Raw genomic sequence first — 16,097 nt, forward strand, 5'->3', positions numbered from 1 at the left:
GTCTGCACCGTTCACACGGCAGCGTCAAACCAGCGCGTAACGCGGTCTTGATCAAAAGCGTGTTTGTCGAAAGACTGCCCCCCGGTCCACCTAAAGGACATTGCGTGATCACATTCCCGGATGAACGACCGCCGACCCGTTTTGATCTGGCTTGGGGCATTTCGGTCGGCGGCATCGGCGTGGTGCTGTTCGCCGTGCTGCTCGCGTTCTCCTGGTACTTCGCGACCACCCTGCTCCTGATCTTCGCCGGGGTGCTGCTGGGCCTTGGGCTCAACGCGCTGACCAACGCGCTTGGCCGGCATGCGCGTCTGCCGCATACGCTGCGGCTCGCGATCGTCTGCTTGGCCCTCGCGCTGATGCTCGCGGGCATCGCATATCTCGGCGGCGCCACCATCGCCGATCAGGCGGCGGGGCTCAGCAAAACCATCAAATCCCAGATCGGCAACGTCAAATCATTCCTGGACAATCACGGCATCGACACCAGCTTCTTCGATTTCGGGAGCTCCGGACCCGATTCGTCTCCCGACGCGCAACCGGAGCCGACGCCGTCGGCCGGCACGACGTCGCGCGGGGCAATACCCGGCGCAGGCGCCCTTGCCTCCAGCGGCGGGGCGATCGTGAGCCAGACGTTCAAGCTGCTGCTTGGCACCATCCACGGCGTGGGAAACATCTTCATCGTGCTGTTTCTGGGAGTCGCCTTCGCCGCCCAACCCAGCGTCTATCGCGAGGGATTGCTGTTCATCGCGCCTGCAAAACATCGCGCGCGCGCGGCCGTCATCATCGACCGCGTCAGCGAGACACTTGAACGATGGCTGATCGCACAGATGATCGTCATGCTCGCGGTCGGGGCGGTAACCTGGATCGGGCTTCTCATCATCGGCATCCCGGGCTCCTTCATCCTCGGGATTCAGGCGGGACTGCTCGGCTTCATTCCGACCGTCGGCGCCATCATTGCCGGCGTTGTGGTCGTGCTGGCGAGCCTCGCCTCAGGATGGATTCCGGCGCTGTCGGCCTTTCTCCTCTTCATGGGCGTCCACGCCATGGAGAGCTACGTGCTGACGCCCCTGCTGCAGCGGCAGGCACTGGACATCCCGCCGGCTACGCTGTTCGCGTTCCAAATCCTGCTCGGCGTCGTCTTCGGGATCTGGGGTCTGGCGCTGGCGCTGCCACTGGTCGCTATCGCCAAGGTCGTGATCGACCACTTCAAGACGTACGAAGCGCCGCCTCTGGCGGAGGCGGCCTGAGCCGCCTCAGGTGGTGAGCACGGTTTCGGTGTGCTCGACCTCAGGGGGTGCCGCAAAATACTGGCCGACGAGGCCGCGCCATTCGGTGAAATTCTCGGAGCCGCGGAAATCGACGGTATGGTTCTCGAGCGTTTCCCACTTCACCATCAGACGATAGCGCTGCGGCTTCTCGATCGACTTGTGCAGCTCGAAACCATGGAAACCCTTGGAGCGGCCGAAAGCGGCCTTGGCCTTGGCGACGGCGGCCTCAAAGTCCTTCTCGCTGCCCGGCTTGACGTCGATTTGCGCGATCTCGGTGATCATCTGTTTCCACCCATTTTTGTTCGATGGGAGTGTCTACCGCAGCCCGCGACAAAGAAAAAGGCGCCGAAACGGCGCCCTGCCCGGTCCAAAAATGCAGATCACTCAGGCAAGCAGCAGAGCGGTGCCCGCCACGATCAGCGCACAACCGGCGAACAGCGCAAGGGGCCAGTAATTGCGGCCTTGCGTGTAATGCCCCTGGGCGCGGCGCTCGGTGATCAGCGCGCTCTCATATTCGTCCGCGGTCGAGAACAGGCAGGCGAAGCCGCCGCGTGCCGAAGTCGCCGCGGCTTCGAGCGACATCAAGGCGGTCTGCGGGTTCTGTCGACGGATCGATTCCATGATCGCAATGGTAGGGATCGAATGGTAAACAGGGGATTACCGCAAGGCCTCCTTTGCCTAGGCTGTCGCCGTCTGCGCCTTGGACTGCGCGTTGGAGACGCCGATCCGTGCGGCGCTCTGGCGGCGCCAGTTCTCCAGCGACAATGGCAGCTCCTCCGCCGCCTCGACGCGGTTACGGCCGCCGCGCTTGGCCTGGTAAAGCGCGGTGTCAGCCGAGGCCAGCAGCACTTCGAGTTCGGTGCCGGCCGGACCGCCCGCGACGCCGATGCTGACGGTGGTGTCGACCGGGCCCTCATCGACGACGACCCCGGAGGTCTCGAAGGCCTCGCGCACGCGCTCGGCCACCAGCACGCCCTCCTCCAGCGAACACGGCAGGAGGGCGGCGAACTCCTCGCCGCCGATGCGACCCGACATGTCGCTGATGCGCAGGTTGCTGACGACGACGGTCGAGAACAGTTTCAGCATCTCGTCGCCGGCGGGATGGCCGAAGCGGTCGTTGATCGACTTGAAATGATCGATGTCGAAGATCATCACGGTCACGGGACGGCCGGCCTTGGCCTCGCGCTCGATCACGCGTCCGCAGGCTTCCGAGAAGCCGCGGCGGTTGAGCATGCCGGTCAGCGGATCGGTGGACGCGGCGGTCCGGTGCGCAGTGACCGTGCGCTCGGACACCAGCATGAAGATCACGAACACGGTGCCGACGGCATAGAGCACGAGCTCGACCGCGAACACGGTGACCCAGATGCTGTTGGAGAAGCCGGCATCGTTCGGGCGCAGGAAACTGCCGAGCAGGATCGGCAGCATCAAGACGCAGCCGTGCATCACCGGGACCACGAAGGCCGGCCAGCGCCGTTGCAGGCTCTTGCGCCGCTCGACCCAGAGCTCGCTCGCCGTCAGCGCCGCATAGACCGAGACGATGCCGGCGCCGACGATCATGCGCAGCATGGACGCCGCGGGATCGAGCAGCGTGGCGGCAGCGGTCCAGGCGAGCGCGCCGACCAGGAGACCCGGCCAGTTCGGCTTGCGGCCATGAAAGACGCGCGCCGCATTCCACACCATGCCGCAGGCGACGAAGCCGACTGCGTTCAGCGCAAGGTAAAGATGCGAGCCCAGCTTGTCGCCGGCCGCCGTCCAGAGCGCGACCGATGCGGCGCCAAGGAGATAGGCGGTGCCCCACCATTTCAGCGCAGGGCTGTTCTCCTGCCTTCCGAAAAATACCATCATGGCGCCGAGCAGTGCGGCGACCATGGTGGCGACCAAATAGAGCGTGATGCTATCGAGCGACATCATGTCGGCCCCCTTCTAGACATAGCAGTTACGCGATCGGCTCCACCGATTTGCGCGCCCTTCCAAATGCGACGCTATGTCTCGCGGGTTCCATTCAGGTTTTCATGCGAGCCCAAGTTTTCAGGAAACACGCCATCAATTTGCATACAAACGAACAGCAAAAAGGGCGCTGAAATCAGCGCCCTTTTGCATCTCATTGAAGCCGCTTTCGCAGCGAATGCGACCGAAGCGATTAACGCTTCGAGAACTGGAAGGACCGGCGGGCCTTGGCCTTGCCGTACTTCTTGCGCTCGACCACGCGGGAGTCGCGGGTGAGGAAGCCGCCCTTCTTGAGCACGGTGCGCAGCTCCGGCTCGAAATAGGTCAGCGCCTTCGAGATGCCGTGACGGACGGCACCGGCCTGGCCGGACAGACCGCCGCCGGCGACGGTGCAGATCACGTCATACTGGCCCGAGCGCGCGGCCACGGAGAACGGCTGCTCAATCATCATACGCAGCACCGGACGGGCGAAATAGACCTCGACCTCGCGCGCGTTGACCGTGACCTTGCCGGCGCCCGGCTTGATCCAGACGCGGGCGACCGCATCCTTTCGCTTGCCGGTGGCATAGGCGCGGTTGAACTTGTCGACCTTCTTCTCGTGCTTGGGCGCGTCGGGCGCGGCCGCCGTCTTGAGCTGCGAGAGCTGGTCGAGCGACTGGATGGATTCGGCCATGTTATGCGGCCCTCGTGTTCTTGCGGTTCAACTTGGCGATGTCGATCTTCTCGGGCGTCTGGGCCTCGTGCGGATGATCGGCGCCGCCATAGACGCGGAGGTTGCCCATCTGGACGCGACCGAGCGGACCACGCGGGATCATGCGCTCGACGGCCTTCTCGAGCACGCGCTCGGGATGCTTGCCCTCGAGGATCTGGCGCGCGGTGCGCTCCTTGATGTGGCCGACGTAACCGGTGTGCTTGTAATAGGTCTTCTGCTCGCGCTTGCGGCCGGTGAGAACCGCATACTGCGCGTTGATGATGATGATGTTGTCGCCGCAATCAACGTGCGGGGTGTAGGTCGGGAGGTGCTTGCCGCGCAGGCGCATGGCGACGATGGTGGCGAGACGGCCGACGACCAGACCCTTGGCGTCGATCAATACCCACTTCTTCGTCACCTCAGCCGGCTTTGCCGAAAAGGTTTTCATGTCAGAGTTTCCGTGGACGGGGAGCATCGGCGCGAACACCGCACCGGACTGGGCGGGTTTCTAGAGAACGGGGGCGCCGCGGTCAATGCCCGAAGGCGTAATTTACATGTGCAATATCAATTGTTTAGAAATATGGTACTAAAGTACCCTCAAAAAGCTCAAACATTTGGAATGGAATAGGTCGAGGTGACATGGGCAATCGGATCGGGCGAGGTACCGGACAACAGCTTCACCTCACCGACCGCGAGGCGCTTGCCGAGCTTGAGCAGCCGCGCCTCCGCCAGCACGTCCTGCCCGGGTTGCCCCTTGCGCAGGAAGTTGATGTTGAGATTGGTGGTGACGGCGAGCCCGATCGGCCCGATCGCGGACAACAGCACCACGTACATCGCGAAATCGGCGAGTGCCATCAGGGTCGGGCCGGACACGGTTCCGCCCGGCCGCAGCATCTTTTCGCTATAGCGCTGACGCAAAAGGCAGGCCTGACCGTCCGCGCTCTCGATCGTGATGTCGTCGCCGCTGAAGGCCTGGGGAAACTCGTTGCGGAGGAACTGCTCGAGCTCCGCCACGCTCATTTTCGCTAACGCCATGCTACCCCTCACCCTCGCTTCACGTCCCCTGTTACATTAAGTAATCTGCGTCATCCAATCGCAATAATCCAACCGGAAACGCTTTGATGTCCGTCCAGGCCGCCCGCGTCCCCTCCCCGCAACCACCGATCCTGCTGCGCGAGACCGTGGGCCCCATCGCGGTCCTGACCCTCAACCGCCCGGCCGCCCGCAACAGCCTGTCGGCGACGCTGATCGCAAGCCTGCATGCCGAGCTCAACGAGATCCGGGACGACAAGTCCGTCCGCGGGGTCGTGATCGCGGCCAACGGTCCCGCCTTCTCCGCCGGCCACGACATGAAGGAGCTGACCGCGCGCCGCACCGACCCGGACCGTGGCCGTGCCTTCTTCGCCGAGATGATGACCGCCTGCAGCGCGATGATGCAGGCGATCGTGCACCTGCCCAAGCCTGTGGTCGCATCGGTCCAGGGCATTGCGACCGCCGCGGGCTGCCAGCTCGTGGCAAGCTGCGATCTCGCCATCGCCTCGGAAGCAGCACACTTCGCCACGCCCGGCGTCGACATCGGCCTGTTCTGCTCGACGCCGATGGTGGCGCTGTCGCGCAACGTGCCGCGCAAGCAGGCGATGGAGATGCTGCTGACGGGCGAGCCGACCCCGGCCGCGCGCGCCCGCGAGATCGGACTGGTCAATCGTGTCGTCGCCGCCGGCACTGAGCGCGCTGCCGCCATTGCGCTCGCCGAACAGGTCGCGCTGAAATCCGCCTATACCGTCAAGCTCGGCAAGGAGGCGTTCTATCGCCAGGCCGAGATGAGCCTTGCAGACGCCTATCGCTATGCGGCAGAGGTGATGACCGACAACATGATGGCGCGAGACGCCGAGGAAGGCATCGGCGCTTTCATCGAGAAGCGCACTCCGATATGGCGGGATGAGTAATTCGTCATTGCGAGCGGAGCGAAGCAATCCAGAATCCCTCCTCGGAGACAGACTGGATTGCTTCGTCGCTTCGCTCCTCGCAATGACGGCGAAAAGATGAGCCCGAAAAGATAAGCCAATGAACCACGACGCCTATCCTGACAATTACATCCGGGGCATCCTCAACAACGTGAAGTCGATCGCGATGGTCGGCGCTTCGCCTGCCAACGTGCGGCCAAGCTATTTCGCGTTCAAATATCTGGCCCAGCGCGGCTACGACATGATTCCGGTCAACCCCGGCCATGTCGGCAAGGAGCTGCTCGGAAAACCCTTCGTCGCCTCGCTGTCCGACATCGGCCGCCCCGTCGACATGATCGACATTTTCCGCAACTCCAGCCACATCATGCCGGTGGTCGAGGAAGCCCTCACCCTCGATCCGCTGCCGATGGTGATCTGGATGCAGCTGGGGGCGCGGGACGATGCGGCGGCGCTGAAGGCGGAATCGGTCGGTATCAAGGTGGTGATGAACCGCTGTCCCAAGATCGAATATGGCCGCCTGTCGTCGGAGATCTCCTGGATGGGCGTCAATTCACGCACGCTGAGCTCCAAACGCGCCCCGGTGCCGACGCAGGGCATGCGCTTATCCCTCAATCGGATGAGTGTCGGCGGCGGCGACACCGCGGCATCGGACCGCGCCGCCAAGAACAAGAGCGAGCAAAGCTGACGCAATTGCGAAGGTTTCATTTCGCGAACGCGACAATGCGTAGCACGATCGTTCCGATGTGAAGCCGCGCCTTGACGGCAGCCGCGGCGCCAATCAGCATGCCGCGCGATTTCAGACCACGAGAACAGGACGCCCTCAATGAGCGATCGCCTTCCGGGATTTTCGACCCTCGCCGTGCATGCCGGTGCACAGCCCGATCCCACCACCGGTGCGCGCGCGACTCCGATCTATCAAACGACATCGTTCGTCTTCAACGACGCCGACCACGCCGCCTCGCTGTTCGGCCTGCAGGCGTTCGGCAACATCTATACCCGCATCGGCAATCCCACCAATGCGGTGCTGGAAGAGCGCGTCGCGGCGCTCGAAGGCGGCACGGCCGCGCTTGCGGTGGCCTCGGGCCATGCCGCGCAGGTCGTGGTGCTGCAGCAATTGCTCCAGCCCGGCGACGAGTTCATCGCCGCGCGAAAGCTCTATGGCGGCTCGATCAACCAGTTCACGCACGCGTTCAAGAGCTTCGGCTGGAACGTGGTGTGGGCCGATCCCGACGACATCGCGAGCTTCGAACGCGCGGTCACGCCGCGCACGAAAGCGATCTTCATCGAGTCCATCGCCAATCCCGCCGGCAGCATCACTGACATCGAGGCGATCTCGACGGTGGCGCGCAAGGCCGGCGTACCGCTGATCGTCGACAACACGCTGGCCTCGCCCTATCTGATCCGTCCCATCGACCACGGTGCCGACATCGTCGTGCACTCGCTGACGAAATTTCTCGGCGGCCATGGCAATTCGATCGGTGGCATCATCGTCGATGCCGGCACCTTCGACTGGTCGACCGGCGGCAAATATCCGATGCTCTCCGAGCCACGGCCCGAATATCACGGCATCCGGCTGCAGGAGACGTTCGGCAATTTCGCCTTCGCGATCGCCTGCCGCGTACTCGGCCTGCGCGACCTCGGACCCGCGCTGTCGCCGTTCAACGCCTTCATGATCCTCACCGGCATCGAGACATTGCCGCTGCGCATGCAGAAGCACTGCGACAATGCGAAAGCGGTCGCCGAATTCCTCGCCGGCCATCCGGCGGTGGCCGCGGTGAACTATGCGGGCCTTGCAAGCGACAAGTACAACCAGCTCGCGCGCAAATACGCGCCGAAGGGTGCCGGCGCCGTGTTCACTTTCAGCCTGAAGGGCGGCTACGATGCCGGCGTCAGCCTGGTGTCGAAGTTGCAGCTGTTCTCGCATCTTGCCAATGTCGGCGACACCCGCTCGCTGGTCATCCATCCGGCCTCGACCACGCACAGCCAGCTCGACGACGCCGCCAAGGTCAAGTCCGGCGCCGGCCCCGACGTGGTGCGGCTCTCGATCGGCATCGAGGACAAGGAAGATTTGATCGCCGATCTGGAACAGGCGCTGGGCGCGTAGCTGTTCTGGTCATTCCGGGGCGCCTGAGTGCGCCCCGGAAAATGGCTCCAGTTAACAGTCATTAACCATATCTGCCGCATACATCGTCACTGGATCACCCCTTTTGATTCGGAGCCGACGATGCTGCGCTGGATGGTGCCTGCCCTTGCGGGGATGCTAACGGTCTCAGCTGCGATTGCCGCCGATTTGCCGGCCACGCCGAGGCGGCGGGCTGCCGCTCCGCCACAGGAGCCGCCGCAGGTTTATGTCGAGACCGATCCGGATGCGCTAATCTCGCCGGCCTACGGCATCGGCAGCTACATCCGCAATTTGCCGGGTACGCCACTACTGCCGGGCTCGCATACGCTGCCGGGCTATTACGGCCGCCCCTGGGACTACGATTACCAAGGCGCGTATTACGGCGGGAAGCAGGTCGATTATTTCTGGCGCCTGCCCTATTCGTGCGGCATCTACGGCTATTGCTGAAGAGCAGATCCGATCAGCTGGCCTGACCGACGGGAACGGCGCGCGGCTGCGCTTCGGTTGCGCCACGCGTCGCGAGCCGTTCGGTCTGCATCACCGCAAGCGTCAGCACCACGATTGCGACCGCCTGATGCGCGAGCGCGAGATCAATCGGCACCTGGTTGAGCAGCGTGAGGATGCCGAGCACGCCTTGCAGGCTGACCGCGCCGAGCAGCAAAAGCGCGCCGCTCGCCGCAGACCCCGCGCGTGAACGCACCGCATCGAACCCGTGCAACGCCGCCAGCGCGAACAGCGCATAGGCCGTCATACGGTGCTCGAACTGCACCGTCAGCACATTGTCGAACATGTTGCGCCACCACGGCGTCTCGAACCACAGCCGCTCCCCTGACGGAATGAACGCGCCGTCGATCTGCGGCCAGGTGTTGTAGGCGCGGCCGGCGCGTAGGCCCGCAACCAGCGCACCGAAATAGATCTGGATGAAGGTCACGACCAGGAGCAAGGCGCTCGTGAAGCGCAGCCGCGAGGGTGCTGCGATCGGCGGACGCTCGGCAAGCCGCCGCACCGTCCAGACGATGCCGGCGAAGATCACGAGCGCGAGCACAAGATGCGTTGCCAGCCGATATTGCGACACCTCGACGCGTTCAGACAGCCCCGAGGCCACCATCCACCAGCCCACCGCGCCCTGGAGTCCGCCGAGCCCGAACAACAGCCACAACCGCCGCTTCAACTCGCCGGACAGGCCGCCGCGCCAGAGGAAGAACAGGAACGGCAAAAGATAAGCGACGCCGATGAAACGGCCGAGCAGCCGGTGGCTCCATTCCCACCAGAAGATCTCCTTGAACTCGGACAGGCTCATGCCGGCGTTGAGCTCGCGATATTGCGGGATCGTCTTGTAGGCCTCGAAGGCCGCCGTCCACTGCGCTTCCGAGAGTGGCGGAACGCTGCCCGCGACCGGCTTCCATTCGACGATCGAGAGTCCCGATTCCGTCAGCCGCGTCGCGCCGCCGACCAGCACCATCAGCGCGATCAGCGCAGCGACTGAGATCAGCCACCAGCGCACGGCGCGATGCGGCTCGGTGGGGGCGGAAATCGTCGTCATTCGAGGCAAAACCAGAGCTTGAACCGGACTGCGTGCCCCTTATAGTCCCCCGCTTCCGCAGCGCAAGTTACGTGAAAGCCGCGACATTCCGTCATGACGATCCGCACCCGCAAGTTCCTCGGCACCATCCTGCTCCTGGTGCTCGCCACCGTCTGGGCCCTACTCGGCATGGCGCTGGCGCAGATGCCCTGGATTGCCGAATCCGGCTGGCGGCAGGCAATCTATTACGTGGTGGTCGGCATGGGCTGGGTGCTGCCGGCCATGCCGATCATAAGCTGGATGCAGCGGCCCGACCGGGTCAAGTCGAGTTCGTAGCGCTTCCAGTTCGTAGCGCTTCTAGGTCGCGGCTGTGCCGGTCGGCTTCACCGGCGCAAAAGCAACCCCCGACACCAGCACCCGCATGATGCGCAGCGAGCGCACCCGGCCATCCCAGGAAATGCGCGGCAGCGCGCGCAGATTGGTGCGTCCCTCCGCGTCCACGACACCCGGGATCGTCGTCACCGCGCTGGCAAAGCCGGCCTCCTCCGCCATGATGACATGGCTGCGCCGGAACGAGGCGCGATCGCCGAACGGAAAGGCGAGATGCCGGATGTCGCGATCGAAGGCCGCTTCCGCGACTGCCTTGCCCATCGTCATCTCGCGCAGCGCGGCCGCATCCTTCATGTTGGTGAGAACGGGATAATTCACGGTCGCACTGCCGATCGTCACCAGCGGGTCGGCCGCAAGCCTCGCCAGATCCTCCCAATTCATCGATGCCTCGCGTGAGAGCGCGGCAAGGTCGACCCGGTAGCGCGTGCAGAGGTCTGCGATCGCAGCCGACACATCCGCCGGCGGCAGCGAGCGCAGCCAGGCCTCGACGAACGAAAACAGCGCCTGCTTCTCGGCGTTATCAGTAACCGTGAAGCGCTGCTCCTTGTCGCCCATCATCAGGCTGACACGGCTCTCGCGCGCGATCACCTGTTCGAGTCCGAGCCACCAGGCCTCACCGACGCCGTCGGGAAACGCCGTAGGCACATAGATCGTGAAGGGCACGGCATGGCGCGCCAGCACCGGATAGGCAAAGTCGATCAGGTCCTTGCCGGCGCCGTCGAAGGTGAGTGCCACGAAGCGCCGCTGTTCCGACAGTGTCACCGCGCGCCGGCAGACCTCGTCCATGCCGAGAAAATCGTACTTCCACCGCTTCAGCGCGCGAATGGCGCGATCGAGGAAATGCGGTGTGATCTCGTCCTCGCGCAGCGGCTGAAACCCGCCGCGCCGCCTCGGCCGCACATGCGCAAAGCGCAGGATGGCGCCGGCACCACGACTGCGCAGCGCAGCCTGCCCTGTGAACCAGGTCAGCTCAAGGCGCAGCCGTTCCAGCCATCTGTCGTCGGATGCCAATGTCCCACCTCGCGCCCGTCGGCGGCCGTTCCCCTCTTATAGTCATTACTCTTTGTTGACACTTCTTTGCAAAGGTCGGCCACAGGCCGAATTACGCATATTTTTGATTTCTCGACAGGTTCGCGAATGACCATGGCTGCGGCGATGCAAAGCCGGACGGCAGAATTGCCAGCGCGGTCGAAAGCGGGCCGCATCGTGCATGTCGATATCGTGACCGATCTCGGCGCGGCCGAGGCCGCCTGGCGCGCCTTCGAGCAGCCCGGCCGCCTCTTCACGCCCTATCAGCGATTTGATCTGCTCAGTCCCTGGCAGCGTCTGGTCGGCGAGCACGAACGCGCCCGCCCTTTCATCGTCGTGGCCCGCGATGCCGAGCATCAGCCACTGCTGCTGCTGCCGCTCTCGCTGCGCCAAAACCACGGCGTCCGTACGGCCTGCTTCATGGGCGGCAAGCACACGACCTTCAACATGGGCCTGTGGAACGCCGAATTTGCAGCGCAGGTCACCATCGGCGATCTCGACGCGCTGCTTGCGCCGCTCGGCGAGCATGCCGACGTTCTCGCACTGACGCAGCAGCCGCTGCACTGGAACGACCAGCAGAACCCGTTCGCGCATTTGCCGCGCCAGAGCGCGATCAACGGCTGCCCGCTGCTCACGATGGAACCGGGCGGTCCGCCGGCATCGCGGATCAGCAACTCCTTCCGCCGCCGCCTCAAGAGCAAGGAGAAGAAGCTCCAGGCGCTCGCCGGTTATCGCTATCACTTGGCGACCACCGATGCGGACATCACCCGCCTGCTCGACTGGTTCTTCCGCGTCAAGCCGGCGCGGATGGCCGAACAGAAGCTTCCCAACGTCTTCGCCGAGCCCGGCGTCGAGCCATTCGTCCGCAGCGCCTGCCTTGCGCCACGCGGTGACGGCCGCGCCATCGACATCCATGCGCTCGAATGCGACGACGAGGTGATCGCGATCTTCGCCGGCGTCGCCGACGGCCAGCGCTTCTCGATGATGTTCAACACCTACACGATGTCCGAGCACGCCCGCTACAGCCCCGGGCTGATCCTGATGCGTTACATCATCGACCGCTGCGCCGAGCGCGGCTACCGCTCGCTCGACCTCGGCATCGGCTCGGACGAGTACAAGCGGATGTTCTGCAAGGACGACCAGGACATCTTCGACAGTTTTGTTCCGCTGACGTCACGCGGAAAGCTCGCGGCCATGGCGATGTCCTCGCTGAGCCACGGCAAGCGGCTGGTGAAGCAGAACCAGATGTTGTTCGACCTGGCGCAGCGGCTACGGCGAGCGTTCGGGTAGCTCTCGCATTGCACGACTGCCCTCCTTCTCCCCTTGTGGGAGAAGGTGGCGCGAAGCGCCGGATGAGGGGCTGTATCAGCAAATCAAAATGCGAGAGGCATGCCCGGAGAGAGACCCCTCACCCGTCTCGCCGCTATCGCGGCGAGCCACCCTCTCCCACAGGGGGAGAGGGTAAGAAACGCCTACGCCGCCACGACGCGTGGCGCGTCCCTCGCATCCGACGGCTGCACGGACCTGCTCAGCATCGTCACTTCGCTGAAGCCGACGGCGCTGAGCTGCTCGCACATCAGCGCGCGCGCATCCGGCGTCATCGACGCCTCGGGCACCACGACGGCGCGGGCATTCGCCGTCAGGAGCTCGGCCGGAAGGTCGGAGGCACTGCCGGCATCGAGCAGCACGTGGTCGTAGGCGCGCAGCAGCGCGTCGATCGCGAGCGTCACGCGCGGCGACTGCAACAGGCTGCGATCGAAGCCGGAGCGGCCGGCCATGACCAGATGCAGCCGCGAGAGCTTGTCGCGGGTGATGATCTGCGCGAACGATGCCTCGCCCTGCATCAGCTCGGCAAGGCCGGGTGCCGAGGCATCGACGGACACGGCGGCCATGGTCGGCGAGGACGCGGCGAGATCGACTACGACGACCCGCGCGTCGCGCGCCAGGTGCCGGGCCAACGTCAGCGCCGACAGCGTGATGGCTTCGCCGCTCGCCGTGCCGAGCACCGTGACTTTCTTCGCCATGGTCCCGGCGGCGCGCAGGCTGTCGGCCAGCTGTTCGATCTCCGCGAATTCGGTGACATCGGCGTCAGCCGTCATCTCCGGCTGAAGCGGCGCGGGTTCTGCCATGACTGGATCGACGAAGGGCTCGACCACCACCGGTTGGACGATCTGTTCCTGGCGAGCCGACGCCCGCGTGAGCGCTGGCGCGAACACCGCTACCGCCCGGGGCGCGGTCTGGCGCAACAATTCTCCGGTGACGACGACGCCGGACGAGAGCAGCAGTGTCGCGATCGTTGCGATCAGCACGATCGGCAGCTTCTTCGGATAGGCTGGCGTGTTCGAGACGACGGCGCGCGAGATGATGCGGCCATCCGTCGGCGCGGTGTCGATGGTCTCGCGGGTGTTGGCTTCACGGTACTTCGCGAGATAGGTTTCGAGCAGGTCGCGCTGGGCCTTGGCCTCACGCTCGAGGGCGCGGAGCTGCACGTCCTGGCCGTTGGTGGCCGTCGCCTGCTTCTTGAGCTGCTCGAGGCTTGCGGACAATTCCTGAACGCGGCCGCTGGCGGCGCGCGCATCGTTTTCGAGCGTGCGGGCGAGCTTGGCGGCCTCGTCGCGGATCTGGGTGTCGAGGTCGGCGAGCTGCGCCTTCAATTCTTTGATGCGCGGATGGTTGCCAAGTAAGGTCGACGATTGCTCGGCCAACTGCGCCCGCAACGCCACGCGCTGCTGCGAAGGCGTACGCATCGATTCCGAGTTCAGCACTTCGGACGATTCGATCGGCTTGCCGCTCTGGATCATCTCGCGGATCAGGCGCGCCTTGGACTCGGCGTCGGCCTTGAGTGCGCGCGCATTGTTGAGCTGGGTGTTGACCTCGCCCATCTGCTGGTTCGACAGCGTCGTGTTGTTGGTGCCGACGAACAGGCTCGACTTGGAGCGGAAGTCCTCGGCCTTCGCTTCGGCCTCGGAGACATTCCGTCGCAGCTCGTCGATCCTGCCGGCATACCACTGGCTGGCGTTTCGGGCCTGATCCTGGCGCGCATCCTGCTGGAGCACGAGATAGCCGTCGGCGATCGAATTGGCGACGCGCACGGCGAGATCGGGATCGGCAGACTGGAATTCGATCACGATCACGCGTGACTTATCGACGGCGTAGGCCTGGAGGCGCTCGTAATAAGCGTCCAGCACGCGTTCTTCCGGCGTCATCGAGAACGGATCGCGGCCGATGCCGATCAGCGCCGCAAGCGACTTCAGCGGTGAAATGCCTTGCAGCACCGGATCGAACTCGGGCCGTTCCGCAAGCTTGTTCTTCTTGATGATCTCGCGCGCGAGATCGCGCGACAGCACGAGCTGCACCTGGCTGGTGACGGCCTCGGCGTCGAGCGCCTGCCGTTCCTCGGCGCGATCACTGTTGGGGCGCAGAAACACGTTCTCGCGGCCGTCGATCAGGATGCGGGATTCGGACTTGTAGCGCGGCGTGATGAGATTGACGATCGCGACTGATGCGACCAGCGCCAGCACCGTCGGCACGATGATCCAGCCGCGCTTGCGCGCCAATGCCGCACCGAGCGCGTGCAGGTCGATGTCGCCGGATTCGACTGGCGCCGGCCGCGGAGCAACGGACGCAGGCTTCGCTTCAATGCTAGGCTCGAGTTCGGCCCGCTTGGCTGCGACCTTCGAGACAGCCCGCTCGACCACCGCCTTGTCCTTGCCGGCACGCCAGAACGCTAAACGCATCGAACACTCCCGCAGGCGCAACGCCACGAACCTACCTCAACCGGCGCGATTACACTCCATTAAGGTTGCCGCTGGGTTAATCGTGGCGTGCGGCAGCTCGCGCGTGCACGTCCGTCACCGTTTGTTAACCACGGGGGCTCTTAATCCGTCTCGATATTTCGTGAGATTGTTCGAGCATTCGCCGTCGAGCGCTGGTTTTGATCATGCCCCCCTCTCCCGACCAGCCGCTTCGCATCCTGCACGCCGTGCGCGCTCCGGTCGGCGGCATCTTCCGCCACATCCTCGACGTCGCCAACGGCCAGGTCGATCGTGGCCATCATGTCGGCATCCTCGCCGACAGCCTCACCGGCGGTGAGCGCGCCGACAAGGCCCTTGCCGAGCTAGCACCGCGGCTGAAGCTTGGCGTGCACCGGATGGCGATCCGCCGCGAACCCTCGCCCGACGATGTCCTGGTCTGGTTCCGCTTGCGGCGCCTGATCGCCACGCTCAAGCCCGACGTGATGCACGGCCACGGCGCCAAGGCCGGCGCTTTCATCCGCATGCGGCGGCGATCCGACGACACCATCCGCATCTACACCCCGCATGGCGGCTCGTTGCATTATCCCCTCAACACCCTCAAGGGCGAATTTTACGCGCGGCTCGAGCGTGCGCTGATGGACGCGACCGACCTGTTCCTGTTCGAAAGCGCGTTTGCCCGCGACACCTATCAGCGCATCGTCGGCAAGCCGAAGGGCGTGGTGCATTGCGTCTTCAACGGCGTGACGCCGGAGGAATTCGAACCTGTCGTCATGGCCGACGACGCCACCGACCTCGCTTATGTGGGTGAGTTCAGGCACATCAAGGGCGCCGATCTGCTGGTCGACGCGGTGGCGCGCCTGCACGAGGGCGGCAAGAAGGTCACACTGACGCTCGGCGGTGACGGCGAGGAGACCGCGGCGCTGAAAGCGCAAGTCGAGAGGCTTGGCCTCTCCGGTGCCATCCGCTTCATCGGTCACGTCAAGGCACGCTACGGCTTCTCCAAGGGGCGGCTGCTGGTCGTCCCGTCGCGTGGCGATTCCATGCCCTATGTCGTGATCGAGGCCGGCGCCGCCGGCATTCCGATGATCGCGTCCAAGATCGGCGGCATCCCCGAGATTTTCGGCGCGGAGAACCCGGCGCTGTTTGCGCCGAGCAACGCGGAGGCCATGGCGGAAGCGATTGCGGCCGCGCTCGACAATCCGCAGGGAACAGCGCAGCGCGCCTCGTCTCTTCGCGAGCGCATCTCCGCGCATTTCTCCCAGCAGGCGATGGTCGACGGCGTGCTCGCGGGCTATCGCAACGCATTTGCCAATCATTAACCATCCTTAAGACCGCTTTAGAGAATCTTCCGATTTGTCCGATAATCCAAGCGCCAGGGGATGCTCGCCCGGGGCGCAAGGACGCGGCCCCGC

General features: G+C 64.6%; 17 protein-coding genes. 8 read left to right on the forward strand and 9 right to left on the reverse strand.

Annotated elements, in window-relative coordinates; translation table 11 throughout:
* Window positions 1-107: 107 nt before the first annotated feature.
* Window positions 108-1,244, forward strand: coding sequence for an AI-2E family transporter (locus IVB45_RS20505; protein ID WP_247356394.1), 1,137 nt, complete (start codon window positions 108-110; stop codon window positions 1,242-1,244).
* A 6-nt stretch (window positions 1,245-1,250) separates the two neighbouring features.
* Here IVB45_RS20505 and IVB45_RS20510 read toward each other — a convergent pair whose 3' ends face one another.
* The 6 genes from IVB45_RS20510 to IVB45_RS20535 form a co-directional block, all read right to left on the reverse strand.
* Window positions 1,251-1,547 carry an antibiotic biosynthesis monooxygenase family protein gene (locus IVB45_RS20510; protein WP_027518288.1) on the reverse strand — a complete coding sequence of 99 codons (297 nt, stop codon included), beginning with the start codon at window positions 1,545-1,547 and terminating at the stop codon, window positions 1,251-1,253.
* 102 nt (window positions 1,548-1,649) lie between these two features.
* Complete coding sequence (locus IVB45_RS20515) at window positions 1,650-1,886, reverse strand: hypothetical protein (protein ID WP_027567226.1); 237 nt, start codon at window positions 1,884-1,886, stop codon at window positions 1,650-1,652.
* Between the two features lie 57 nt (window positions 1,887-1,943).
* Window positions 1,944-3,176 (reverse strand): GGDEF domain-containing protein, encoded by a 1,233-nt coding sequence (locus IVB45_RS20520; protein WP_247356254.1) that lies wholly within the window; start codon window positions 3,174-3,176, stop codon window positions 1,944-1,946.
* A gap of 229 nt (window positions 3,177-3,405) precedes the next feature.
* Window positions 3,406-3,885, reverse strand: a complete 480-nt coding sequence (gene rpsI / locus IVB45_RS20525) for a 30S ribosomal protein S9 (protein ID WP_007603485.1) — start codon at window positions 3,883-3,885, stop codon at window positions 3,406-3,408.
* A gap of 1 nt (window position 3,886) precedes the next feature.
* Entirely contained in the window at window positions 3,887-4,351 is a 465-nt protein-coding gene (gene rplM, locus IVB45_RS20530) for a 50S ribosomal protein L13 (RefSeq protein WP_007603484.1), read from the reverse strand.
* Between the two features lie 158 nt (window positions 4,352-4,509).
* Window positions 4,510-4,938, reverse strand: coding sequence for a PaaI family thioesterase (locus IVB45_RS20535; RefSeq protein ID WP_007603483.1), 429 nt, complete (start codon window positions 4,936-4,938; stop codon window positions 4,510-4,512).
* A gap of 86 nt (window positions 4,939-5,024) precedes the next feature.
* On the opposite strand from IVB45_RS20535, the gene IVB45_RS20540 reads away from it, so the two are divergent.
* The 4 genes from IVB45_RS20540 to IVB45_RS20555 all read left to right on the forward strand — a co-directional run bounded on the left by IVB45_RS20540 (window position 5,025) and on the right by IVB45_RS20555 (window position 8,436).
* On the forward strand, window positions 5,025-5,849 hold the full coding sequence (locus IVB45_RS20540) for an enoyl-CoA hydratase (protein WP_247356252.1): 825 nt from the start codon (window positions 5,025-5,027) through the stop codon (window positions 5,847-5,849).
* 118 nt (window positions 5,850-5,967) lie between these two features.
* Window positions 5,968-6,552, forward strand: a complete 585-nt coding sequence (locus IVB45_RS20545) for a CoA-binding protein (RefSeq protein ID WP_247356251.1) — start codon at window positions 5,968-5,970, stop codon at window positions 6,550-6,552.
* A 138-nt stretch (window positions 6,553-6,690) separates the two neighbouring features.
* A complete protein-coding gene (locus tag IVB45_RS20550) occupies window positions 6,691-7,971 on the forward strand; it encodes an O-acetylhomoserine aminocarboxypropyltransferase (RefSeq protein WP_027567230.1) in 1,281 nt (426 codons plus the stop codon).
* Window positions 7,972-8,091: 120 nt separating this feature from the next.
* Window positions 8,092-8,436 carry a hypothetical protein gene (locus IVB45_RS20555; RefSeq protein ID WP_247356249.1) on the forward strand — a complete coding sequence of 115 codons (345 nt, stop codon included), beginning with the start codon at window positions 8,092-8,094 and terminating at the stop codon, window positions 8,434-8,436.
* Between the two features lie 13 nt (window positions 8,437-8,449).
* On the opposite strand, the gene IVB45_RS20560 is transcribed toward IVB45_RS20555, so the two are convergent.
* On the reverse strand, window positions 8,450-9,532 hold the full coding sequence (locus IVB45_RS20560; protein ID WP_247356247.1) for a COX15/CtaA family protein: 1,083 nt from the start codon (window positions 9,530-9,532) through the stop codon (window positions 8,450-8,452).
* 93 nt (window positions 9,533-9,625) lie between these two features.
* Between IVB45_RS20560 and IVB45_RS20565 the strand changes: the two genes are divergently transcribed.
* Window positions 9,626-9,847, forward strand: a complete 222-nt coding sequence (locus tag IVB45_RS20565; protein WP_247356245.1) for a DUF2842 domain-containing protein — start codon at window positions 9,626-9,628, stop codon at window positions 9,845-9,847.
* 21 nt (window positions 9,848-9,868) lie between these two features.
* Here IVB45_RS20565 and IVB45_RS20570 read toward each other — a convergent pair whose 3' ends face one another.
* Window positions 9,869-10,912 carry a polysaccharide deacetylase family protein gene (locus IVB45_RS20570; protein ID WP_247356243.1) on the reverse strand — a complete coding sequence of 348 codons (1,044 nt, stop codon included), beginning with the start codon at window positions 10,910-10,912 and terminating at the stop codon, window positions 9,869-9,871.
* Between the two features lie 126 nt (window positions 10,913-11,038).
* Between IVB45_RS20570 and IVB45_RS20575 the strand changes: the two genes are divergently transcribed.
* Window positions 11,039-12,220, forward strand: a complete 1,182-nt coding sequence (locus tag IVB45_RS20575; protein WP_247356240.1) for a GNAT family N-acetyltransferase — start codon at window positions 11,039-11,041, stop codon at window positions 12,218-12,220.
* A 182-nt stretch (window positions 12,221-12,402) separates the two neighbouring features.
* Here the strand turns inward: IVB45_RS20575 and IVB45_RS20580 are convergent, their stop codons facing one another.
* Complete coding sequence (locus IVB45_RS20580; protein ID WP_247356234.1) at window positions 12,403-14,667, reverse strand: exopolysaccharide transport family protein; 2,265 nt, start codon at window positions 14,665-14,667, stop codon at window positions 12,403-12,405.
* Window positions 14,668-14,870: 203 nt separating this feature from the next.
* Here IVB45_RS20580 and IVB45_RS20585 point away from each other — a divergent pair, with 203 nt between their 5' ends.
* Window positions 14,871-16,004, forward strand: a complete 1,134-nt coding sequence (locus IVB45_RS20585; RefSeq protein ID WP_247289422.1) for a glycosyltransferase family 4 protein — start codon at window positions 14,871-14,873, stop codon at window positions 16,002-16,004.
* Window positions 16,005-16,097 lie beyond the last annotated feature (93 nt).

Origin of the sequence: Bradyrhizobium sp. 4 (genome assembly GCF_023100905.1) — a bacterium.
Taxonomy (GTDB): domain Bacteria; phylum Pseudomonadota; class Alphaproteobacteria; order Rhizobiales; family Xanthobacteraceae; genus Bradyrhizobium.